This is a genomic window from Candidatus Margulisiibacteriota bacterium (genome assembly GCA_003242895.1).
Classification (GTDB): Bacteria; Margulisbacteria; Riflemargulisbacteria; order GWF2-39-127; family GWF2-39-127; genus GWF2-39-127.
Genome location: QKMY01000049.1, coordinates 1 through 21769, shown reverse-complemented (window position 1 = coordinate 21769; position 21769 = coordinate 1). Strand labels below are relative to the sequence as shown.

At 38.8% G+C, this 21769-nt stretch carries 24 protein-coding genes; 17 read left to right on the top strand and 7 right to left on the bottom strand.

Annotation, left to right across the window (positions count from 1 at the left end; translation table 11 throughout):
• Positions 1–9: 9 nt before the first annotated feature.
• The 4 genes from DKM50_07945 to purE form a co-directional block, all read right to left on the bottom strand.
• Complete coding sequence (locus DKM50_07945) at positions 10–1068, bottom strand: threonine synthase (GenBank protein PZM79690.1); 1059 nt, start codon at positions 1066–1068, stop codon at positions 10–12.
• 73 nt (positions 1069–1141) lie between these two features.
• Entirely contained in the window at positions 1142–1717 is a 576-nt protein-coding gene (locus DKM50_07940; GenBank protein ID PZM79689.1) for a DNA-3-methyladenine glycosylase, read from the bottom strand.
• Position 1718: 1 nt separating this feature from the next.
• Positions 1719–2258, bottom strand: coding sequence for a hypothetical protein (locus DKM50_07935; protein PZM79688.1), 540 nt, complete (start codon positions 2256–2258; stop codon positions 1719–1721).
• A 2-nt stretch (positions 2259–2260) separates the two neighbouring features.
• Positions 2261–2707, bottom strand: a complete 447-nt coding sequence (purE, locus tag DKM50_07930) for a 5-(carboxyamino)imidazole ribonucleotide mutase (GenBank protein PZM79687.1) — start codon at positions 2705–2707, stop codon at positions 2261–2263.
• 357 nt (positions 2708–3064) lie between these two features.
• Here purE and DKM50_07925 point away from each other — a divergent pair, with 357 nt between their 5' ends.
• A complete protein-coding gene (locus DKM50_07925) occupies positions 3065–3439 on the top strand; it encodes a response regulator (GenBank protein PZM79686.1) in 375 nt (124 codons plus the stop codon).
• Between the two features lie 21 nt (positions 3440–3460).
• Here DKM50_07925 and DKM50_07920 read toward each other — a convergent pair whose 3' ends face one another.
• Genes DKM50_07920 through DKM50_07910 form a run of 3 tightly spaced genes read right to left on the bottom strand, consistent with a single transcriptional unit; the run spans position 3461 to position 6814 of the window.
• On the bottom strand, positions 3461–4522 hold the full coding sequence (locus DKM50_07920; GenBank protein PZM79685.1) for a hypothetical protein: 1062 nt from the start codon (positions 4520–4522) through the stop codon (positions 3461–3463).
• Positions 4494–5330: a hydrolase TatD gene (locus tag DKM50_07915; GenBank protein ID PZM79684.1), complete on the bottom strand. Its 837-nt coding sequence runs from the start codon at positions 5328–5330 to the stop codon at positions 4494–4496. The genes DKM50_07920 and DKM50_07915 overlap by 29 nt, the downstream gene beginning before the upstream one ends.
• Positions 5264–6814, bottom strand: coding sequence for a methionine--tRNA ligase (locus DKM50_07910; GenBank protein ID PZM79683.1), 1551 nt, complete (start codon positions 6812–6814; stop codon positions 5264–5266). Before DKM50_07910 ends, DKM50_07915 begins: the two co-directional genes overlap by 67 nt.
• A gap of 222 nt (positions 6815–7036) precedes the next feature.
• On the opposite strand from DKM50_07910, the gene DKM50_07905 reads away from it, so the two are divergent.
• From DKM50_07905 to DKM50_07830, 16 genes are all read left to right on the top strand, one after another.
• On the top strand, positions 7037–7405 hold the full coding sequence (locus tag DKM50_07905) for a two-component system response regulator (GenBank protein ID PZM79682.1): 369 nt from the start codon (positions 7037–7039) through the stop codon (positions 7403–7405).
• Between the two features lie 103 nt (positions 7406–7508).
• A complete protein-coding gene (gene rpsF / locus DKM50_07900) occupies positions 7509–7826 on the top strand; it encodes a 30S ribosomal protein S6 (GenBank protein ID PZM79681.1) in 318 nt (105 codons plus the stop codon).
• Complete coding sequence (locus DKM50_07895; GenBank protein ID PZM79680.1) at positions 7827–8261, top strand: single-stranded DNA-binding protein; 435 nt, start codon at positions 7827–7829, stop codon at positions 8259–8261.
• Positions 8262–8292: 31 nt separating this feature from the next.
• The gene (locus DKM50_07890; protein ID PZM79679.1) at positions 8293–8667 is read left to right on the top strand and encodes a single-stranded DNA-binding protein; all 375 of its coding nucleotides are present in this window, start codon (positions 8293–8295) and stop codon (positions 8665–8667) included.
• Between the two features lie 64 nt (positions 8668–8731).
• Positions 8732–8968, top strand: a complete 237-nt coding sequence (gene rpsR, locus DKM50_07885; protein ID PZM79678.1) for a 30S ribosomal protein S18 — start codon at positions 8732–8734, stop codon at positions 8966–8968.
• A complete protein-coding gene (locus DKM50_07880) occupies positions 8969–9490 on the top strand; it encodes a 50S ribosomal protein L9 (GenBank protein ID PZM79677.1) in 522 nt (173 codons plus the stop codon). It begins immediately after the preceding gene.
• A gap of 60 nt (positions 9491–9550) precedes the next feature.
• Positions 9551–11341, top strand: a complete 1791-nt coding sequence (locus DKM50_07875; protein PZM79676.1) for an excinuclease ABC subunit C — start codon at positions 9551–9553, stop codon at positions 11339–11341.
• A gap of 16 nt (positions 11342–11357) precedes the next feature.
• A complete protein-coding gene (locus DKM50_07870; GenBank protein PZM79675.1) occupies positions 11358–12494 on the top strand; it encodes a hypothetical protein in 1137 nt (378 codons plus the stop codon).
• A gap of 16 nt (positions 12495–12510) precedes the next feature.
• The gene (locus DKM50_07865; GenBank protein ID PZM79674.1) at positions 12511–13761 is read left to right on the top strand and encodes a hypothetical protein; all 1251 of its coding nucleotides are present in this window, start codon (positions 12511–12513) and stop codon (positions 13759–13761) included.
• A 121-nt stretch (positions 13762–13882) separates the two neighbouring features.
• Positions 13883–15292 carry a phosphoglucomutase/phosphomannomutase family protein gene (locus DKM50_07860; GenBank protein ID PZM79673.1) on the top strand — a complete coding sequence of 470 codons (1410 nt, stop codon included), beginning with the start codon at positions 13883–13885 and terminating at the stop codon, positions 15290–15292.
• Positions 15293–15546: 254 nt separating this feature from the next.
• Complete coding sequence (locus tag DKM50_07855) at positions 15547–16485, top strand: aspartate carbamoyltransferase (protein PZM79672.1); 939 nt, start codon at positions 15547–15549, stop codon at positions 16483–16485.
• Positions 16486–16511: 26 nt separating this feature from the next.
• Positions 16512–17771 carry a dihydroorotase gene (locus tag DKM50_07850; GenBank protein ID PZM79698.1) on the top strand — a complete coding sequence of 420 codons (1260 nt, stop codon included), beginning with the start codon at positions 16512–16514 and terminating at the stop codon, positions 17769–17771.
• A 31-nt stretch (positions 17772–17802) separates the two neighbouring features.
• A complete protein-coding gene (locus DKM50_07845) occupies positions 17803–18951 on the top strand; it encodes a carbamoyl phosphate synthase small subunit (protein ID PZM79671.1) in 1149 nt (382 codons plus the stop codon).
• Positions 18941–20101 (top strand): exodeoxyribonuclease VII large subunit, encoded by a 1161-nt coding sequence (locus tag DKM50_07840; GenBank protein PZM79670.1) that lies wholly within the window; start codon positions 18941–18943, stop codon positions 20099–20101. Before DKM50_07845 ends, DKM50_07840 begins: the two co-directional genes overlap by 11 nt.
• A gap of 56 nt (positions 20102–20157) precedes the next feature.
• Positions 20158–20541 (top strand): exodeoxyribonuclease VII small subunit, encoded by a 384-nt coding sequence (gene xseB, locus DKM50_07835; GenBank protein ID PZM79669.1) that lies wholly within the window; start codon positions 20158–20160, stop codon positions 20539–20541.
• Positions 20474–21385, top strand: a complete 912-nt coding sequence (locus tag DKM50_07830; GenBank protein ID PZM79668.1) for a hypothetical protein — start codon at positions 20474–20476, stop codon at positions 21383–21385. Before xseB ends, DKM50_07830 begins: the two co-directional genes overlap by 68 nt.
• The last annotated feature ends 384 nt before the right edge of the window (positions 21386–21769 follow it).

The following is a 21769-nucleotide window of genomic DNA, read 5'->3' as shown; positions in this document are numbered from 1 at the left end:
TAAACCGGATTAAAGTCCGATTTCTTTCAAAATAAGCGCCTTATCTGCTTCTATTACAATCGGTTTCGGGGCTATTTCAACAGCCCTGTTCGGGTCTTTGACACCATGGCCGGTTAAGATACAGACTACACTTGCGTTTTTAGGGAAGTAGCCAGCTTTTAATTTTTTGATTACACCGGCAACCGAAGCTGCAGATGCGGGTTCACAGAAAACACCCTCTAATTTTGCCAATAATAGCTGTGCTTCAGTTATTTCTTCATCAGTAACTTTTTCGATGAGCCCCCCTGATTCGTCACGAGCTGCTTCGGCGGACTTCCAACTGGCGGGATTACCTATTTTGATTGCGGTTGCTATGGTTTTCGGGTCTTTTATCGGATGGCCGTCGACGATAGGCGCAGATCCGGCTGCTTGAAATCCGATCATTTTCGGTAATGTCTTTATTTTTCCGAGATTAAAGAATTCGTTGTAGCCTTTCCAGTAGGCAGTAATATTTCCTGCGTTACCAACCGGGATAGCATGATAATCCGGTGCTATTCCCCCGAGTTGCTCGATAATCTCAAATGCCCCGGTTTTCTGTCCTTCGATTCGATATGGATTAAGTGAGTTGACCATGGTAATCGGATAATTGTCGGTAATATCTTTAACCAGCAGCAATGCATCATCGAAATTTCCTTTGATTGCCAGTACCTTTGCTCCATGCATTAAGGCCTGAGATAGCTTCCCGAGTGCGATGTTGCCGTCCGGGATGAGTACGATGCATTGTATTCCGGACCTGGCAGCGTATGCAGCAGCAGATGCAGATGTATTGCCCGTAGAAGCACACATAACTGCTTTGGAACCGGCTTCAACGGCTTTGGTTATGGCTAGGGTCATACCACGATCTTTGAAAGATCCTGTAGGATTAAGCCCTTCGAATTTTAAGTAAATATTAATATCGGTGTTTAAATAGTTCGTGAGATTATGGGTTTTAATGAGTGGAGTGTTTCCTTCCAGTAAGGTAACGATCGGGGTCTTGTCAGAGACGGGTAGATATTCTCTATAGTTTTCTATTAAACCTGGCCAGCTCATTATTATTCTCCTTTTTATTCTGTTACATTTAGCATCATTTTAACATACATTTATATTTTTGAAATTATGATATTCATCCTTGTGATACAAACTGATTACCATTGATAAAGAATCTATAAGGCAGGTCTTTGGCTTTTTTGATGCCAATCCGGGGTGTTGTCATGATTTCCGGATCTTTATCATTGTGATTTTCTATGGTTAAGGCGGTGCCAGCTGCAATATCAAGTCCATTATCTAGCTTGGTAATATTGAAAGCCTGAGCAAGTTTTCCTGGGCCTGAAGCCAGGTCGTGAAGTCCGGTTTTTTTTCTAAGCTGCTGCATTATTTCTATACCATCGACGGGCTCGACAGCTCGAATAAGGACTGCGCAGCCTTTTCCTTGCGATTCAGTAACAATATTGAGGCAATAGTACATGCCATATATTAAATAGACGTACGCGATTCCGCCCTCTTCGAACATGGTTTTTGTTCTTGCTGTGATACCCCGATAGGCGTGGCACGACTCCTCATTTTCCAGATAGGCTTCGGTTTCAACGATGATGCCTGCAAGTCTTTTTCCATTGAGATATCGGACGAGGATCTTTCCTAGCAGAGCTTTGGCTACCGAGAGCGTGTCGTTCAAGTAAAATGACCGCGGTATATTCAGCATATTACAGCCCCGTACCTTTTCCCCGAGGTTTTTGTTGCGGGGTGTGCTTTTTATGTAATATTTTTTTTTGAATGAAGTTAATTGCCGACGAGCTGATATGGCTTACGACATACGAATGCTCGATATAGGTTTTTGCCGGTTGGTAGGCAAGGGAGCTGATAATGAGGGGAATCACGATGAAGCTTGATATGAAGATCCCTTTTAATAATCCGATAAAAATACTTGCCGCGATGTTAAGGGGAGTCAGGATGGTTGTAATAAACGTTTTATCAAATATTTTTTTGAGCATCAGGCCAATCAGGTTTATAACAAAAAAGACGGCTATCCATATGACAATGTAGGAAACAATAAGGATGAAATTATTTTCTTTGTGGAAATGGGAAGAGAGGAACAATGCCAATTGGTTATGCCACTTATACGCAGCATAACTTGCAACCACGAAAGCGATGAATTCGCTTATCATTCGCAGAAAACCTTTTTTTATGCAGGTATAAATGGAATAACAGGTAATGACTAAGATAATAACATCAAGAGAGTTCATAGTTAGCTGTTTTTTAACTCTTCTTTAAATTTAATTAATTTATTTTTTATATCCGGGTACTTCAGTCCCAGGATCTGTGCGGCCAGAATTGCCGCATTTTTTGCTCCGTTTATTGCCACGGTTGCAACTGGCACTCCTGAAGGCATCTGGACAATTGAGTAAAGCGAATCGACGCCTCCCAGGTCAGATGTTTTAATTGGTACGCCGATGACTGGAAGTGTTGTCATTGAGGCAATGACGCCAGGGAGATGTGCCGCTTTCCCAGCTCCGGCTATAATGATTTCATATGTTTTATCCGCTGTCGTTGCAAATTGTCCGACTTTTTCCGGGTTGCGATGGGCACTTGCTACCATGACATCATAGGGTATCTTGAATGAGTCGAAAAAGGCTGCTGCTTCATTCATAATAATCCTGTCTGATTCGCTGCCCATTATAATCGCTATTTTCATAATCGAGTCTTCTTTCGTGAAAAATTTTTAGCTTGTTGTTCAGGTAGTGTTTTTGCTATCCTATGACCGTGCATTATTGTATATAAATTTTATCACATTAACAAGGGCTCACATAGACTTCAAAATTTTCAGTATCTTAAACTGTTTTTATTCTTTACCTATATTATCTGGGTTAATTAATCTGGCAGATGATTAACTCGTATTTAATTTCCAAAGTTTTTTAAATGTTTGGTATAATACTATATATAATAGATAGGATTTCTTTACATTCATGCAGAATGTATATTATACTTAAACAGAATTTTCCTGCAAATAGATTGAGTAACAGGAAAAAAAGGTTTTGGAGGACTAGCGACAATGAAAAAAATATTGATAGCCGATGATAATACATCCATTAGAAAATCTTTGGAATTTATACTGAAACGAAGTAATTATGCGATTATAGAGGCAGTTAACGGGCAAGAAGCTTTAGAAAAAACGAAGAGCGATCTTCCGGACCTTATTATCATGGATTTTAAAATGCCGATCCTTAACGGCTGGGAAGCCGCAAAGCTTATTAAATCCATTGATAGCTTAAAAGGTATTCCGATAATCGGCTATACAGGCTATGCAAGTAAAGAGCATATTATGGAAGGGATGAATGCCGGCTGCAATGAGATTATCAAGAAGCCGATCGATCTTGAATCAATGAAGAAAAAAGTTGCAGCTTATCTCGATAGTTCAGAGGCCTAGGATTTTTTCACAAGCACTTATTTATGTGCTTATTTTTTCCATCAAATAATTTACCGGCTGCATAAAGAGCAGTGCGATAATGAACACAAACATGCCAATAATGAGAATTATTGCTGGTTCTAATAACCGTCGCGAAATGTCATATACATATAGAAACCTGTTTTTAATCATTTGTTCGATTTCTATTGCGCCGGCAAGCAGGCTTTCGCTATCCTCGTGAAGGAGAATAAGTCTTTGTATTTCCGGGGATGAGAATATTGTTGCCTGGATAGCCTGAGAAAATAAGTCGCCGTCATAGATTTTTACAATTATTCTGGACAGATCTTCCCGGGCCTGTGCTGAGATAAAAGATGTTCTCGTGTTTTTCAGCACTTGTGTAAGTTCTTTATTGTTTCCGAGAGCTATTTTCATGTTAAGATAAAATTGATATCTGTCCCATAAGTAGATGCCTTGCCGTATCAGCGGTACCTTTGTGAATAGTTGTAATAATAGAGTCCTGAAATGGATCAGTAGCGAGGTTATAAGACCAATGCAAATCAGAAAAAACAAGAAAAATCCCAGGAAATGTCCTGTGCAGTAGTGAACAGCCTTATTAAGGTAGCTCAGGACCTCTGGCACCGGAATGTCCATATCTACAAAGTTTGAGACGATCATAGGTATGAAACCGAACAAAAAAAATAGTGACAAAGCAATACAAAAAATAATAATAATGAACGGGTAGAGCAGTGTGAGGAGTAGGTTATTTTTAAAGGTTTTCATCGTCTCATTATATGCGAGGACTATCCCGAGTCCGGAGGGCAATTCTCCATATTCTTCGGTTGTGAGCAGGATAGCCGAGAGATGTGCCGGTAAAGACTGAGTTCTATTGAGAAAGCTGGCAAAGCTATTTCCTTGCTCGAGATGGTCCAATAGTTCGATGATAAATATTTTCGAGGTATGGGCATGGAGCGTAAGATATTTTTGTATGATTTCTTTGAGCGAATATTTGGCGATATTTGCTTTAATATAGGCTAATAAAAAATATATTTCTTTTTTTGCAATGGTTTGATGGTGGTTATTGAATATTGAAAAAAAATTTTGCATTTTCGGTTGTGATTTCTCCGGTTTGGGATAAAGGAATATTTTTTATTTTTGACAATTGTTCTGCAATTATCGGAAGGTATTGCGGTGTGTTTCTTTTTCCACGGTAAGGAATTGGGGTGAGGTACGGGCAATCTGTTTCAAGCATTATTCTTTCTATTGGGAATTCAGTTATTGAGACCTTGTTAAAATTGTTAAAGGTAATAACTCCGGTTAACGAAATATATGCGCCGATCTCATTAATCTGAGCTGCTGCCTTGGCATCCCCTGTGAAGCAATGGAAAACAACTTTTTGCGGATTTATTCCGGTTTCGCTGAGTATTGGAAATATGTCTTCCCAGGCGTCCCTGATATGCAAAATCACCGGTAAATTAATGCTTCGGGCAAAACCGAGCATATTTCGCAATACTTGTTTCTGTAATTCTTTGTCAGAATGCATATAATAGTAGTCCAGCCCTATTTCTCCTATGGCGACTATTTTTGGGTAGATGCTGCGAAGACCTGAGAAATGGGTTAATAGCTCGGGCGTGAACTGATTGGCTTCTTGAGGGTGTATCCCTATTGCAGCGTAGATATCCTCATGCTTTTGGCTCAAGCCGCAAGAAAATTGAGAAGAGTCTTTGTTGAATCCGACATTTACAATACGAGACACTGAATGCCCGATAGCCGTGGTAATTATTTCGTCTATTTCTTGCTCGGTATAATATTGAGGGAGGAGGTGGGCGTGCGTATCAATAAGCTGCACTATTCTCTCCTTGGAAATATCGGCAGGGCATTCCCTACCTGATGACCTGTATTTATTTGTCCCCAGTTGCTTTCCTCAGAAATAGTAACTTTGGTAATATCTTTTTTAATCTCAAGTTGATCCCATATTTTTTGGGAAGAAGCAGGCATAAACGGTGCTGTATAGAGCGCAATAATCCTGATTGTTTCAAGTAGAGTGTACATTACCGTTCCGAGTTTTTCGGTTTTTCCCTCTTTGGCCAGCGTCCAAGGGGCGGCTTCTTCTATATATTTATTTGCCCTTCTGATCACTTTCCATATTTCTTCCAGGATTAATCCGAAATCATAGTCAGTTAGCGCTGCCTCAACCACGAAGCGTAACTCTTGTGCCAAACTTTGAAGCTCTTTTCCTTCTTTGCTAAGACTCTCTTCTAAAAACGGAGGAGTACTTGCGTCAAAGTACTTTTTTACCATTGATAATGTTCGATTAAGCAGATTTCCCAGTTCATTTGCTAATTCAGAGTTATATCGCTGTTGAAGTGCCTCAAAAGAAAAAAGGCCATCTAATCCAAACGAGATTTCTTTCATGAGAAAATATCTGAACGGATCAACTCCATACTCGTTAACGACAGCATAAGGATCGATAACGTTTCCTTTCGATTTAGACATTTTCTCCCCGGCTAGGTTGATAAACCCATGTGCAATTACCTGTTTCGGTGGCTGAAGGTCAGCCGCAAGCAGTATGGTAGGCCAGATGATTGCATGGAATTTGATGATGTCTTTACCAAGTATATGAACTGCTTCCGGCCAGTATTCCTCAACCTTGCTATTGTCCTGTTCAAATCCAATGGCAGTTAAATAATTGATAAGTGCGTCGAACCATACGTATATATAATGTTTTTTTGTCAGATTAAGGCCTGGTATTTCCGGTACAGGAATTCCCCAGGACATGGTAGTCCGGCTGATGCTTATATCTTTTAATCCGTCTTTAATGAAATTAAGTACCTCATTCCTTCGAGTTGCGGGAAAAACGAAATGAGGATTATTTTCAATATATGCTAAAAGCTGGTCCTGATATTTTGACATTCTAAAGAAAAAACTATCTTCTTTAAGTTTTTCTACCGGTCTGTTGCATTCCGGGCATTTTCCTTCTTTTAGTTGCGTCTCGGTTAAATAGGTTTCGCAAGGCCGACAGTACCAGCCCTCATATTCGCCCAGGTAAATGTCATTTTTTTGATATATTTTATAAAAAAGCTCCTGAACAACATGGGCGTGCCGTTTTTCTGTCGTTCTTATGAAGACATCATTCGAAATGTTAAGCAATGTCCAGAGATCTTCGAATCTTTTTACGACCCGGTTAGCAAGTTCGATCGGTGTTTCGCCATTGGCTTCTGCCGTTTTCTGGATTTTTTGTCCATGTTCATCTGTTCCCGTAGAGAATATGACGTCATACCCCAAGAGCCTATAGTAGCGGGCCAGGACGTCTGTCACTATTGTGCAATAGGCATGTCCGATATGAGGCACATCATTAACGTAATAGATTGGTGTTGTAAAATATTTTTTTTGTGACATATCCATACCTTCTTTAGTGATTTTTCATTATTTATTGCGGAGAAATTATATCATTTTTAAAATTATATGGCAAACAATAGGGAACGCGCATGAGTCAATACGCGTAAACACAAAGAAGTTGAGTAAAAAATAAAAAGTTGATACAATACTCTTACATCTTTATAATAAAGAATTAATTTATTTTTTTATTTATCTAGAATTAAAGGTAAAAGAGGGCTTATCATGAATGCAAAGAGAATTTTGTTAGCCGATGATAATGAAAGTGTAAGGAAGTCGGTAGGGTTTTATCTCAAAGCGAAAAACTTTGAAGTGGAATATGCCCGTGATGGAGAAGAAGCCCTCCAACGACTTGATACCTTTCGACCGGAGATTATTATCCTCGATATAAAAATGCCGAAAATGAATGGGATCGCATTCATTAAAGAAATTCAGGAACGTGAAGATATGAAGGATGTTCCTATTATTGTCATTACCGCAGTTACTAACTTGAATAGTGATATAGAAATAGGCGACAAAAAAATAAAAGTAGTGCAAAAACCTTTTAGTCTCGACCAGTTATTGAAAGAGGTTTATTATGCTGCCAATTGCTAATAAACCTGGGAAACGGGTTCAAAACGCGGGTAATAAAATAATCTTGTCTTAACAAATACACCATGCTATAATAATGCGCTAGTTTGTCTTGGAGGTGTCTCTTTTGAAAAAATATGAGCTGATAGTAATATTTCACCCTGAAATGCAGGATGAAGAAATCAATAAGAACTTAGAGGAGATTCAAAAGGTAATTGTCTCCAAAAAGGGAGAAGTGTTTGGAGTTGATAAGTGGGGGATAAGGGAAATCGCTACAGAATTTGATAAGACGAATTCCGGGTTTTATGTTCTCATAGATTTTGAGGGAGATAATGAAATCCTCAATAAACTCTATAGCTCACTGAAGGTCAATGAACGTGTTGTAAGATATCTTCTTACGGTAAAGGTTATTGAAAAAGAAAAGGTAGTAAAGGCTAGTAAATAGATGGCAAATTTGAACAAAATAATATTAGTCGGCAATTTGACTGCTGACCCTGAGATGAGATTCACCGTAGATGGTTCTGCTGTAACCAAATACCGGCTGGCTGTACAGCGACCGCCGAAGAGTGACGGAGGAGAGTCCGGCGTGGATTTTATTCCTATCGTTACGTTTGGGCGGCTTGCTGAAATATCTGGTGAATATCTTAAAAAAGGGAAAACGGTCCTTGTTGAGGGACGAATTCAAGTTCGCAGTTACACGACAACTGAGGGCCAAAGCAAATGGGCCACAGAGGTAATTGCTAATGTTATGCGGATGCTTGATAAAAAAGGCATGGAAGAGACTCCTTCTGGTTCAGAAAAAGCTACTGAGGCGGCTGGTGCTGGGTCGGCTGTTGACCTTGACTCGGAAGATGCTCTTTACGATGACATACCGTTTTAGTTTGTCTGTTTAAATTAAGGAATTGTGGTATATGTTTAACAAAGTATTTATTATCGGTAATTTAACGAAAGATCCTGAAATGAGGTATACTCCTGGCGGGATTGCAGTTACCAGATTTACTATTGCAGTTAATCGATCTTTTAAAAAGAGTACGGATAGTGCTGCTAATAGTGAAGCGGATTTTCTTCGAATCGTTACCTGGAGAAGGCTCGCTGAAGTGTGCGGCGAGTTCCTTAAAAAGGGAACTTCGGTATTTATTGAAGGAAGATTGCAGATTGATTCTTATGAGAAAGACGGAGAAAAGAAAATTAGTGCCGAGATTATTGCTGATAACATGCAGATCCTTAGCAAGAAATCCGGAATGACTGAAGCTGATTTTGAGACTGAGGATAATCTTAATTCGTAGGTTAACTGTTTTTAGATCGTCTATCTACAACGAATAACCAATTTGAAGGAGGGGCTTTGATTAAATGAATCCAGAAAAAGTAAGAGTAAGAAAGAAAAAAAGAAGATTATGTGCCTTTTGTGTCGATAAACAAGATATTATTGACTATAAAGATATCAGCCGTTTGAGGAAGTATGTATCCGAAAGAGGCAAAATTCTTCCAAGACGTAATACTGGGAATTGTGCAAAACATCAGAGAGCTGTGACTGAAGCTATAAAAAAAGCACGAGCTATCGGGTTTCTTCCATTTGTAGTTGAGTAAATACGAAAGATTCGTTACTATAAGAGAGGTGTAAGTTCCGTGGTAAAAGTAATTCTTAAAAATGATGACAAAGTGTTAGGCGAAAAAGGAGAAGTCGTAGAAGTTTCTGATGGTTATGCCAGAAATTTTTTGCTTCCTAGAAAATTGGTAGTTATTGCCAGTGATAATAACCTTAAGTTTTATGAAAGCATAAGAAAAGCCCAAGCTAAAAAATTAGCAAAATTAAAAGAAGATGAAAAGGCTGTAAAAGATAAGATTGAAGCAGCGCGTGTTGTTATAAAAGTGAAAGCTGGAAGCAACAAGAAGCTTTTTGGATCTATCACGACTGAAATGATTGCGACTGCCCTTAATGCCCAAGTGGGCATCGATCTTGATAAGCGAAGGATTATTATACCAGCACCAATAAAAATGACTGGTAAGTATACTGCCCAAGCAAAATTGAAATATAAATTAGTTGCTACCGTAAAGCTCGATATAGTGCCTGAGGAACAGGAAGTAGACGAAGAACAGTCAGCGGAGTAGCAAGAAAAATAAAACATAATTTAAAGACAATAAATATCCCCGGCTAGTAACGGGGATATTTTGGTTTATAATATTCATATGAAAAATGTTTATGAAAATGTAAAAAAACTCCCCAAAAATCCGGGTGTTTATATCATGTATGACCGCACTGGTGAGGTCATATATGTTGGAAAAGCAAAATCCTTAATCGATAGGGTTTCTTCGTATTTTAATTCCCACAATACTTCTTCCAAAACCGCTCTATTAGTGAGCCTTATCGATCATATAGAGTATATTGTAACTGATACCGAAGTCGAGGCTCTGGTTCTTGAAAGTAATCTAATAAAGAAATACATGCCGCGATTCAATGTAATGTTGAAAGATGATAAGCATTATCCGTATATTAAGGTTACGGTTAATGATCGTTACCCTTCGATTCAAGTTGTGAGAAAGAAGTTTGATGACGGAGCGAAATATTTTGGACCTTTTCCTCAAAGTAGCATCATCAAGCCATCTTTAAAATTTATAACAAAGCATTTTCCAATACGAGTCTGTACTGGTGCAGTGAACGAAAAGAAAAAATGCCTTAATTATCATATCCGGAGATGTCTTGGGCCTTGTGTCGACGATATTTCTGAGGAAGATTACCGGCAGTTTACTGGAGAAGTCGTTCTCTTTCTTCAGGGAAAACACGAGCGGCTTAAATTAGAAATCGAAAAAAAAATGAAGGAGTTCTCGCAAAACCAACAATACGAACAAGCCGCAATCTATCGAGATCGTTTGCATAGTCTCCAGAAAATTACTCAAAAGCAAAAAATGATTTTAGACGCAAATGATAATATTGATGTGCTTGTGTACGAACAGGAATCGGGTATTGTTTATGTATGCATAATGGTTTTCCGTGAAGGATTTTTGATTCATCAATATAACTATTCTTTGGATATAGGTGATGAGGACAATATCGATGAAGTATTAACCCAAGGGGTGCTCCAGCATTATTCAGAGGTAGATGAATTTCCTCAGGAGATCCTTATGCAGGAATCGTTAAAAATTTCAGGTAATCTAGGGGAATCACTAAAAGTTTTTTTTAAAAATAAAGTTGCAATAAAATACCCTCATATGGGGCAAAAATATGATCTGATTAATCTGGCTGCACAAAATGTAATAAAATTTATTGGGAACAGGAATATTCTTACTCCGAAGGCACGGAGAGAACTGGAAAAACTGAAAGAGGAATTGGCCCTTGATTCTTTACCTGTGTCAATTCTTGGCTTTGATATCTCTCACTTGTCAGGGACTAACACCGTGGCATCCGCAGTATATTTTGAAAATGGAAAACCAAAGAAAAGCAATTATAAAAGATATCTTTTAAAGACTGTAGGTTCGAAACCTGACGATTATCGATCGATGTTCGAAGTTATATCAAGGTATTTTGGTAAACAGCCATCTGCCGATATTATTCTGATTGATGGTGGTAAGGGACAGCTCGGTAGTGCACTGCAAGCCTTTGTTGAAACCGGCAAGTCATATAAAGTTCTAATTAGCTTAGCGAAAAAAGAAGAAGAGATATTTCTTCCCGGAAGAGAGACCAGTATCAAGCTTGCTAAAAATTCTCCGGCATTGCATGTTCTTCAACGAGTGAGGGATGAAGCCCATCGATTTGCTATAACGTATCAAAAACAGAGGCATACTAAAAATACTTTCCGGTCGGCATTGGAAGAAATTCCTGGTGTAAGTAAGGATCGGAGGCAAAAATTGCTTTTTTATTTTGGCTCTTTAGAAGCTGTAAAAAAAGCCTCACTTGATGATATAATAAATATACCTGGCTTCGGCCACTCCTTAGCTCAAAAAATATATGATGTTTTTCATTAACATGTAAGGACTAGGTATGAAAAGCCCCCGATTGATTATAGTTGCGACAGTGCTGTGCCTTTTTCTGGCATCTTTCGTGCATGCGAAAGATGAGTTGTCAGAAAAGAAAAAAGAACTGGAATCAATCTATACTCAGTTAGAGGCACAACGCAAAAAACTGTCTAGCACTAAAATAAAAGAACAAAATGTATTACAAGAAATATCCTTTATCAGAACAAAAATTAGAAAAAGTACAGATAAACTTAATTATGCTGAGTTTATGACACAAAAAAGAACTATTGAGCTTAAGCAAATATCCTCAGATCTTATTGAGTCCGAGTATAACCTTGCCGCTATGCTAAAAAATTTTCGCGGCAGATTAAAAGAGATATATCAAACTCAAGATGTCAGCTGGTTAGAATTGTTGTTATCATCGAATAACTTTATCGATATTATAAATGAATTTTATTATTTTGAAAAATTAATTAAAAGGGATATAATACTTATTGATGATATTAAAGAAGAAAAAGATAAAATTGAAAGCAGTAAGCATCAGCTTGAGGTAAAAAAGAAAGATATTGAGAATCAAGCGGTAGTGATAAGGCAAGCAAAGCTTGCATTAGAGCAGAATAAAGTAGATAAAGAGAAGTTAAAGGCTTCCCTTGCTCAACAGCGGTCCCAGTATGAGCAGGAGATCAACGAGCTCGAAAAGAACTCCCGTCAAATTGAAAGCTTAATTAGGCGAATGGCTGCGAAAGCTACCGGACCAAAGATTGCCTCCACCGGAGTTTTCGTATGGCCGGTAGAAGGATGGATTTCTTCCCCCTACGGGTATCGAGTTCATCCTATTTTTAAAACTACTAAATTTCATTCGGGCATTGATATTGCTGCCCCAATGGGTAAGCCGATTCAGGCTGTGGATAGCGGTGTAGTTATCTTCAGTGGAAAATGGGGTGGCTACGGAAAAGCAACCATTGTAGATCATGGGAGAGGGTACTCCACAGTCTACGCGCATCAGTCTCGATTGCTTGTTAACGAAGGGCAGAAGGTAGATAAGGGGCAGATTATAGGGCTTGTTGGAAGCACTGGATTTTCTACCGGACCACATCTTCATTTTGAGGTCCGCATTAATGGTTCGACTGATAACCCGATGAAGTATTTGCCGCAAAAATAAGTAGGAGGAAGGTACGTTGAAAAAAAGAAAGATAGTTTTAAGTATAGTTGCTGTTGCAGTGTTTATTTCATCTTTTGTTTTTTTTAGTCCTGTCGCTAAAAGTGTTGAAAGCAGCTGGACCGTTTTCTATGAAGTTTTGGATATTGTCCACCGGGAGTTTGTTGAAAAAAATGTTAATACTACAGACTTAATATATGGTGCTATTAAAGGTATGTTAGAATCGTTAAACGATCCGTATTCCCGATTTATGGACCCTAAAGCTTTCGGCGAAACCAAAGTCCATATGAAGGGAGAATTTTATGGGGTCGGTATTCAAATCGGTATGAAGAATAACATCCTTACTGTTATTGCCCCAATCGAAGGTACCCCTGCCGATAAAGCGGGTATCAAATCTCTTGATTATATCGTGTCGATTGATGGTATTTCGACTGAGAAGATTTCCTTAGAAGAAGCTGTTAACAAGATCCGTGGCCAAAAAGGAACTAAGGTGCTATTGGGTATACGACGTAAAGGGGAGAAAGAAGTCCTGGAGATACCCATTGTGAGAGGTGGCATAAAGTTGAAGAGTGTTAATAAGTCGAAAATGGTTACCGATTCAATTGGTTATGTTCAATTAGTGACTTTTGAGAGCAAAGAAGCAACAAAAGAGATAGAAGATGCTATTTCAAAATTAAAAGAAAAAAAGTTTAAAGGGCTTATTGTCGATCTAAGAAATAACGGTGGAGGCCTACTCCAGAATGCTATTCAGATAGCTTCAATTTTCTTAAAAGAAGGCGTAATCGTTCAAACCGTTGATCGTAATTCTGAAAAAGAAATTTTTTCTGTGGTGCCTCGTCCGGTGAAAGTTCAGAGCTATTTGGTTATCCTCATTAACGAAGCTTCGGCGTCAGCCTCCGAGATCCTTGCCGGAGCTATCCAAGACCATAAACGGGGAATTATTGTTGGTAAGCATTCTTTTGGAAAAGCATCAGTCCAGAATATCCGGCCTTTATCAGATGGTTCGGCTGTTCTTATTACTATTGCCAAGTACCTAACCCCGAAAGGGACTGATATCTCAAAAAAAGGGATAATTCCAGATATTGAATCAGATTTTACTACTGAAAACATTAAGGTGATGTCCGCGCCTGAATATGAATATAATGAAAAAGACGATGTCCAATTGCAGAAAGCTATTAGCATTATGAATGATATGATGAAGAGTGACCAGAAAAGCGGGAAAATCAATAAAAGACAGAAATTAGTTACTGTGAACAAAAATAGCGATTAATGAGAATAATGAGTGAGTTATCCTATAAAAGCGGGCTTTGTAGCCCGCCTTTTATTTTTTTTGTTTTTGTGGTAATTATTTAGAAGGGTTATTTCATTAAACAGTTAAGGGGGTTCGCTTTATGATAAAATTTGGGACTGATGGCTGGAGAGCTGTTATCGCAGATGAATTCACATTTGAAAATGTATCGGTTGTTTCGCAAGCTGTTGCTGAGTATATCAAGTCGGAAGACAAACTGCGTGATGGTGTTGTTATCGGATATGATAACCGGTTCCTTTCCGAAAAATTTGCAAGAAAAGCTGCCGATGTACTTGTATCTAACGGTATTTCAGTTTATTTGTGCGAACAAGCCGTGCCAACACCTGTTCTTTCTTTTTCCGTTGTTAAGCACAAGTCATTTCTCGGAATTATGATAACTGCCAGCCATAATCCGTATGAATATAACGGGTACAAAATAAAGATGGACTGTGGAGCTTCTGCTTCTCAAGAAATAACTAAGGCAATTGAATCGAATCTCAATAAGGTTTCACCATTGATTGACGAAAAAGAATTAAGTAATGTCATTTATATTAATCCTAAAAATGAGTATATCGAGTATGTAAAACAAATAGTCGACTTTGAAAATTTTAAAAAAGCCGATTTTGAGATTATCGTTGATAACCTTTATGGTCCCGGGGCTGGCTATATCACTGATATATTAAGCGAAACGGCTATTAAGGTTACCGAAATTAATAATTACCGCGATCCTTTATTCGGTGGCGTTAATCCAGAGCCTTTAGCGCAGAATACTCCGGAGCTTCTAGAAATGATGCAGGAAGAAAAATCCTGGCGTGTCGGTATTGTGCTTGATGGAGATGCCGATAGGATTGCTCTGGTCAATTCTCAGGGCAAATTTATATCTGCTCAGGAAACTTTTGTTCTTCTGCTTGAGTACATGTTTGCGGTTAAAAAGAAACAAGGTGCCGTCGCTAAAGCTTTTAATATGACGAGAATGCTTGATAAACTTGCGAAAAAATATGGTATTAATTTAATAGAAACAAAGATCGGGTTTAAATATCTGGCAACGTACCTTATCAATAAAGAGGTAATTCTGGCGGGAGAGGAAAGTGGTGGCTATGGTACGAGTATGCATCTTCCTGAACGGGATGGTGTTTTTAACGCATTACTTATTATAGAACTCCTGGCACTGACGAATAAGATGCCAGAAGAGATCCTTCAGTCGGTAATGCAGGAGGTAGGCTCTTATTATTACAGTAGAATTGATATTTCTACACCTGATTCAAAAGTAAAAGATGCAGTTATGAATAGCTTGCTATCCGAGACAATTCGCGAGTTCGGCTCGATTCCTGTTAAAGAAAAAATAGAATTTGACGGGATTAAGTTCCTTCTCGAAAATGATGGCTGGATTCTCTTCCGTACTTCAGGTACCGAAAACCTGTTAAGAGTCTATGCCGAAGGTCGTTCTGAAGACAATCTCAAGAGCATCCTCAATTCTGGGAAAACCTATGTTGAGCGCTTTATTAAAACTTGAGCATATCCGGTGAGTTTCCGGGTGTAATGAATCTGTCATCTGCGGTCTGTATTTCACGCAAGCCGCCGATGACATTTTTTTGTCAAGCAGAGATCGATATGATAAAACCAGCGAAAAAATGGAATAGGCGATATTAACTTTTTTGTGCTATAATTTTAACAATTTGCAGAGTAGAACACAGTAGGATAGTACAAACAGCATTTTTGCCAGAGAATTTAATTTCGAAAAATATTTATACATTAGGATTGTATTAAATGCCCTTGAGCACGAAAGATTTAATCGGATTAAGAACGCTCTCGAAAAAAGATTTAGAATTTATTCTAAGCCAGGCGGTTTATTTTAAAGAAGTTCTGTCCAGACCTATTAAGCAGGTTCCCGCACTTCGTGGGAAGACCATTGTTAATCTTTTTTGTGAACCGAGCACCAGAACAAGGTGCTCGTTTGATATGGCTATCAAGAACCTTAGCGCGAGTGCTCTGACGGTTTCTGTGAATACCAGCTCAGTTACTAAGGGAGAATCTCTTCTCGACACAGTAAAAAACCTTGAGGCCATGGGGGTCGATGCTTTTATTATTCGTCATTCCATGGGTGGAGTCCCGAAATTTATTGCTGATCATAGTAATATTCCTATTATCAATGCTGGCGATGGCTTTTGTGAGCATCCCACCCAGGCGTTGCTGGATATTTTTACCATGCAGGAAGAAAAAGGCTATCTCAAGGGTAAGAAAGTAGTTATTTTAGGGGACATCAAGCATTCACGAGTTGCCCGGTCCAATATCTGGGGCTTAAAAAAACTTGGGTGTGACGTTGTTGTCTGCGGTCCGCCAACCTTAATTCCGGAAGAGATAGAAAAAACTGGGGTGAAAGTTTGTTATAACTTGCAGGAAGCCTTAGCTGATGCAGATTTTATCAACGTTCTTCGAATACAAATGGAACGACAGCGAGTTGGCTTATTTCCTTCAGCCAGAGAATATCATTCGCTCTTTGGCATCAACCGCAAAACTTTAAAATACGCCAAAAAAGATGTTACCATTCTTCATCCCGGACCAATTAACCGGGGAGTTGAAATTACTTCGGAGATCGCTGACGGACCATATAATGTGATATTGCATCAAGTGACGAATGGAATTGCCATACGAATGGCTGTGCTGTTCTTGTTACTAACAAAAAGAAACAAAGGGCAAACGACGTGAGTAAAAAGTATCTTATTAAGAATGGCATGGTTATTTTTCCTGATAGCAATATAGAAGAATTAATGGATATTCTTATTGTTGATAAAAAGATTCAATTACTAGGTAAGAATATTGAAAATAGTGAAGCTACCGTGGTTGATGCTGCCGGATGTTATGTGGTTCCCGGGCTTATTGATATGCATGTTCATTTACGTGAGCCGGGGCAAGAATATAAAGAAGACATTGTAACCGGTACGAGAGCAGCTGCGGCGGGAGGGTTTACCTCTATTGCTTGCATGCCGAATACAGATCCGGTAGTGGATTCGCCGGAAATAGTTCAATTTTTAATGAATAAAATAAAAACTTCAGCCAAGGTAAAAGTCTATCCTATCGGCTCAATAACCAAAAACCTTGAAGGAAAGCAGCTCTCTGAAATGGGACTTATGTTTTCTTCCGGGGCTGTCGCTTTTTCCGATGATGGTAAGTATGTTCATAATTCAGAAGTGATGAAAAACGCCCTTCTCTATTCCCGTACCTTAGGGGTTCCGCTTATTTCTCATAGTGAGGATCCTTTTTTAGTTGAAGACGGCGAAATGAATGAAGGATATTATTCAACGATATTAGGGCTCAAGGGAATTCCTGCTGTCGCAGAAGAAATAGCCATAGCCCGGGATATTTTACTTGCCCGGTATTACGGGCCGGTACATATAGCACATGTCAGCACTAAAAATGCAGTTGAGATGATAAGAAAAGCCAAGCAGGAAGGTGTGCCCATAACGGCAGAAACAGCGCCACACTATTTTTGGTTTACTGATGAAGATGTCAAAACCTATAACACAAATTTTAAAATGAAGCCGCCATTAAGAACGAAGGAAGACAAGGATGCCTTAATCGAGGGTCTCAAAGACGGGACGATCGATGTCATTGCAACTGATCATGCTCCGCATTCAATCGATGAGAAATTGTGTGAGTTTCGTTTGGCTGCATTTGGGATCATAGGGCTTGAGACTGCGCTATCTGCTACGATTACGAAGCTTTATTATGAAAATAATTTGCCCTTACCTTTAATTTTTCAAAAATTAACCTGCAATCCGGCTCGAATTCTCAATTTGCGGAGCGGAACGATTATCGCTGGTGAATATGCCGATATTACTATTATTGATATAAACAAGGTTTATACCGTATCTGAAAAGCATTTTTATTCGAAATCCCATAACTCGCCATTCCTGGGAATTGAATTTAAGGGAAAAGTTGTCTATACTTTTGTGGATGGAGCGATGGTTTTCAGCAAAAATAAGGTACATTAATTCTAAACGATATTTATAAGAGGGTATTATTATGAAGGCAATTTTGTTATTAGAAGATGGTAGATCATTCGTCGGGAAGTCATTTGGCGCTTCCGGTGAAGTGATTGGCGAAGTAGTGTTCAATACTTCTATGGCAGGGTATCAGGAAATAATTACTGATCCATCATATCAAGGCCAGATTGTAACCATGACCTATCCTCTTATTGGTAATTATGGTATGAATCAAAAAGATATGGAATCAAAAAAGCCTTTCATTAAGGCATTTATTGTAAAAGAAACTTCAAATATTTATTCGAATTACCGGGCTGATTGTTCACTTCAGGCTTTTTTTAAAACAAATAATATTATTGGACTTGAAGATATTGATACGAGAGCGCTGGTTCGTCATATTCGAGTACAAGGTGCGATGCAAGGCATTATCTCGACCGAAGATTTTGATAAAGAGTCGTTATTGAAAAAAGTGAAAGAAGCGCCGTCAATCGTAGGAAAAGACCTGGTATGCGAGGTAACGACAGCTTCGTCTTATATATGGGGCGAGTCAACCGTGGATAACACTGAGTTCATTAATCCTTATTTCTCAGCTAAAAATGAAAAAAATTCCTTTAATATCGTAGCCTATGATTTTGGGATCAAGCATAATATTCTACGGTTGCTTATTGATCATGGCGGACAGGTAACCGTAGTTCCTGCGGCTACACCGGCGCAAGAGATTCTGGCGATGAACCCGGACGGCATTTTCCTTTCAAACGGACCTGGTGATCCGTCCGCTGTAACCTATGCAATCAATAACTTGAAACAGCTGCTTAATCTGAATATTCCGATTTTTGGGATTTGTTTAGGGCATCAACTGATGAGCTTGGCTTTAGGTGCCCAGACGTATAAATTGAAGTTTGGACATCGGGGCGGTAATCATCCGGTGATGGATATGGTTACGAAAAAAGTTGAGATAACTAGCCAGAACCATGGCTTTGCTGTTGATGAAAAGTCTTTGGCGAAAACAGAGCTTGAGCTTACCCATATTAATCTTAACGATCATACGGTTGAAGGTGTACAGCATAAGACAAAACCTTTTTTTTCTGTCCAATATCATCCGGAAGCTTCTCCTGGCCCTCATGATTCGAATTATCTTTTTGCTCGATTTTTCGATAATATAAAAAACTATAAATTTAATGGAAAATAGTAAAACTTTTACCGTAACTGAGGCAAACAGGTATATTAAGAATATCCTTGAGCAGGATATCTTTTTAAGTCGGTTGTTTATTTCCGGAGAGATTTCCAACCTGAAACACTACAAAATTGGCGGGCAACTCTATTTTACGCTTAAAGATGAAACCAGCCAGTTAAACTGTGTAATTTTTGAGACCATGGCCCGGCAACTCAAGTTTTCACCTGAAAATGGTATGAAGGTTAATGCTGTGGGGCGGCTTTCTGTTTTTGAGAAGAAAGGTTACTATAATCTCCAGATATTTGCGATGGAACCGTTGGGAATAGGACCTTTGGCACTTGCCTTTGAACAGTTAAAGCAAAAGCTTTTTCAACAAGGATTGTTTGATCAAGGTCGAAAAAAGAAAATCCCTCAGTACCCAGAATCAATAGGCATCGTTTCTTCGCCTTCGGGGGCAGCCCTATGGGATATCGTGACTGTTGCCAGAAGAAGAGCTCCCTACGTAAAAATATATCTTTATCCTGCAATTGTCCAAGGAGAAAAAGCGCCCCGGAGTTTAATTGACGCATTAGAAAGTGCGAATAAACATAATAAAGTCGACCTTATCCTGCTTGCCCGCGGCGGTGGATCTTTGGAAGAGCTTTTTTGTTTTAATGATGAAACCCTCGCTTATGCGATTAGCAACTCAGAAATACCCGTCATTTGCGCCGTAGGCCATGAGGTGGATTTTACAATTGCTGATTTCGTCGCTGATCTTAGGGCTCCAACGCCATCAGCAGCAGCGGAAGTTATTTTTAAAGATGTTAATGAGTCACTTAATAAAATAAAAATATATGAAGAAATAATGCTCAAAAAGATGCAATCGATTATTGAGGATTGTCGATTGCAAATAGATAATAATATTTCAATAATGAGCGATGCGCTCCATGATATCTTCGACGGAAGTGAAAACAAGCTTGGCAATCTGGTTGCAAGATTAGAATCTTTAAATCCACTTTCTATTCTTAGCCGCGGATATTCTGTAGCTTCCATTAATGATAAAATTATTAAAAAAACCATTGAATGTAAGCTCGGTGATAGTATTGCAACCCAAGTTGCAGATGGAACAATAAGATCAAAAATATATCAAATTAGTACGAACAGCAGTCTTAGTGGCTCGACGTAATAACCGGGACTTCATAATTATTGATTGCTTTCTTCTAAGAATGGGGACATGGTATAATGGCAAATATGAAAAAAGAGAAACAATTATCAGAGTTATTAAATGAATTAGATCACGTGGTTTCGCGACTTGAGACGGAAGAGGTCACGCTGGAAGATTCTTTTAACCTTTATAAAAAAGGTGTCGAAACTGCTCAGATTTGCTATGAGAAACTGAGATTAGTTGAACAGCAGATTAAAGTTATTACAGAAGATAAAAATGGCTTTAAAGAAACTATTCTTTCAAAAGATGCAGAAGATGTAAGTGTAAGCAAAATTATCAATAAAGATGAAAAAAAAGAAGAGAAAACAAGAAAGTCAGTAAAGGATCAGCCATATGCCAAAGAGGATGGAGAGCGCACAATTTTTCCAGGATTATTTGAATGTAAAGAAGCAGATAATTAATCAGGCACTGGAAAGCTATCTGCCGGAATTAGCTTTTCCTCAAAAATTGCAGGATGCCATGCGATATAGTGTTTTTGCCGGTGGAAAGCGTATCCGGCCAATTATGACCCTTGCTGCAACAGAACTCTGCGGCGGAGATGAGTCCCGGGCACTTCCTGTAGCCTGTGCTATTGAGCTTGTGCATACTTATTCGCTTATTCATGATGATTTGCCGGCAATGGATGATGATGATATGCGAAGAGGGCGCCTTACAAATCATAAGGTTTACGGTGAGGCAATAGCGATACTTGCCGGAGACACCTTAATGACCTATGCTTATCATTTGATTTCCAGAGAGTATAGGAATATGGACCTGTCTCCCGCAATTGTACTCCGTCTTATTGAAGAACTTGGTGATGCGACCGGTATTTCCGGGATGGCAGGCGGACAGGTTATTGACCTGGAATCTGAAGGGAAAGATATCTCGTCGGATGAATTGAAAAAACTTCATGAATTGAAAACCGGAGCCCTGATTAAGGCAAGCCTGCGATGCGGCGCTATCATTGCGGGAGCTGATGAACTTTCCCTGCAAAGGATAACCAATTATGCCCATCATCTGGGTATAGTGTTCCAGATAATTGATGATATTCTTGATGTAACTGGTACTACCGAGGCTTTAGGTAAGCCTGCCGGATCTGATGAAAAAAATAATAAGACAACTTATGTCAGTCTTTATGGCCTGGAAAAAGCGAAGCTTATGGCAGAGGAAGAAACCAAAGTTGCTTATGACGAAATCCGTCATTTTGGTGAAGGAGGCCGTTTCTTTACTTCCCTTATCGATTATTTTTTGAAGCGAGAATCTTAGTTTGTTTTTTCTCCTTCTTATATTCCAGAATATCGTTTTTTAGCTAGGATAATTTTTCATTCCTTAAACTGAAAATAAGTCTCATATCATATGATTTTCCTTTTCCCTTCGAGTAAGAGCCTTTGCGGCACCGGCTTTCAATGAAGGACTATTTATTTTTATACTGATGATTCATATTCGATACGCGTGTCAAATCAAATTAAAACCTGACCGTAGGAGACAATAGTAAATCAAATCAAAACCTGACTTTCCACCTCCTTTCTTTTTTGATTTTTATTAACCATTCTGAGCAGCAACTATTGTTTTTAGCTCATATTTTTTGTTATTTAATTCACCCAACACAAACAGTATTTTATCTATTTTTCTCTTTAATTCTGCAGGATT

Excerpts from the sequence above, each read along its gene's own strand:
- DKM50_07945 (PZM79690.1), bottom strand. The coding sequence starts at position 1,068 with ATGAGCTGGCCAGGTTTAATAGAAAACTATAGAGAATATCTACCCGTC.
- DKM50_07940 (PZM79689.1), bottom strand. The coding sequence starts at position 1,717 with ATGCTGAATATACCGCGGTCATTTTACTTGAACGACACGCTCTCGGTA.
- DKM50_07935 (PZM79688.1), bottom strand. The coding sequence starts at position 2,258 with ATGAACTCTCTTGATGTTATTATCTTAGTCATTACCTGTTATTCCATT.
- purE (PZM79687.1), bottom strand. The coding sequence starts at position 2,707 with ATGAAAATAGCGATTATAATGGGCAGCGAATCAGACAGGATTATTATG.
- DKM50_07925 (PZM79686.1), top strand. The coding sequence starts at position 3,065 with ATGAAAAAAATATTGATAGCCGATGATAATACATCCATTAGAAAATCT.
- DKM50_07920 (PZM79685.1), bottom strand. The coding sequence starts at position 4,522 with ATGCAAAATTTTTTTTCAATATTCAATAACCACCATCAAACCATTGCA.
- DKM50_07910 (PZM79683.1), bottom strand. The coding sequence starts at position 6,814 with ATGTCACAAAAAAAATATTTTACAACACCAATCTATTACGTTAATGAT.
- DKM50_07905 (PZM79682.1), top strand. The coding sequence starts at position 7,037 with ATGAATGCAAAGAGAATTTTGTTAGCCGATGATAATGAAAGTGTAAGG.
- DKM50_07895 (PZM79680.1), top strand. The coding sequence starts at position 7,827 with ATGGCAAATTTGAACAAAATAATATTAGTCGGCAATTTGACTGCTGAC.
- DKM50_07890 (PZM79679.1), top strand. The coding sequence starts at position 8,293 with ATGTTTAACAAAGTATTTATTATCGGTAATTTAACGAAAGATCCTGAA.
- rpsR (PZM79678.1), top strand. The coding sequence starts at position 8,732 with ATGAATCCAGAAAAAGTAAGAGTAAGAAAGAAAAAAAGAAGATTATGT.
- DKM50_07870 (PZM79675.1), top strand. The coding sequence starts at position 11,358 with ATGAAAAGCCCCCGATTGATTATAGTTGCGACAGTGCTGTGCCTTTTT.
- DKM50_07860 (PZM79673.1), top strand. The coding sequence starts at position 13,883 with ATGATAAAATTTGGGACTGATGGCTGGAGAGCTGTTATCGCAGATGAA.
- DKM50_07855 (PZM79672.1), top strand. The coding sequence starts at position 15,547 with ATGCCCTTGAGCACGAAAGATTTAATCGGATTAAGAACGCTCTCGAAA.
- DKM50_07850 (PZM79698.1), top strand. The coding sequence starts at position 16,512 with ATGGTTATTTTTCCTGATAGCAATATAGAAGAATTAATGGATATTCTT.
- DKM50_07845 (PZM79671.1), top strand. The coding sequence starts at position 17,803 with ATGAAGGCAATTTTGTTATTAGAAGATGGTAGATCATTCGTCGGGAAG.
- DKM50_07840 (PZM79670.1), top strand. The coding sequence starts at position 18,941 with ATGGAAAATAGTAAAACTTTTACCGTAACTGAGGCAAACAGGTATATT.
- xseB (PZM79669.1), top strand. The coding sequence starts at position 20,158 with ATGGCAAATATGAAAAAAGAGAAACAATTATCAGAGTTATTAAATGAA.
- DKM50_07830 (PZM79668.1), top strand. The coding sequence starts at position 20,474 with ATGCCAAAGAGGATGGAGAGCGCACAATTTTTCCAGGATTATTTGAAT.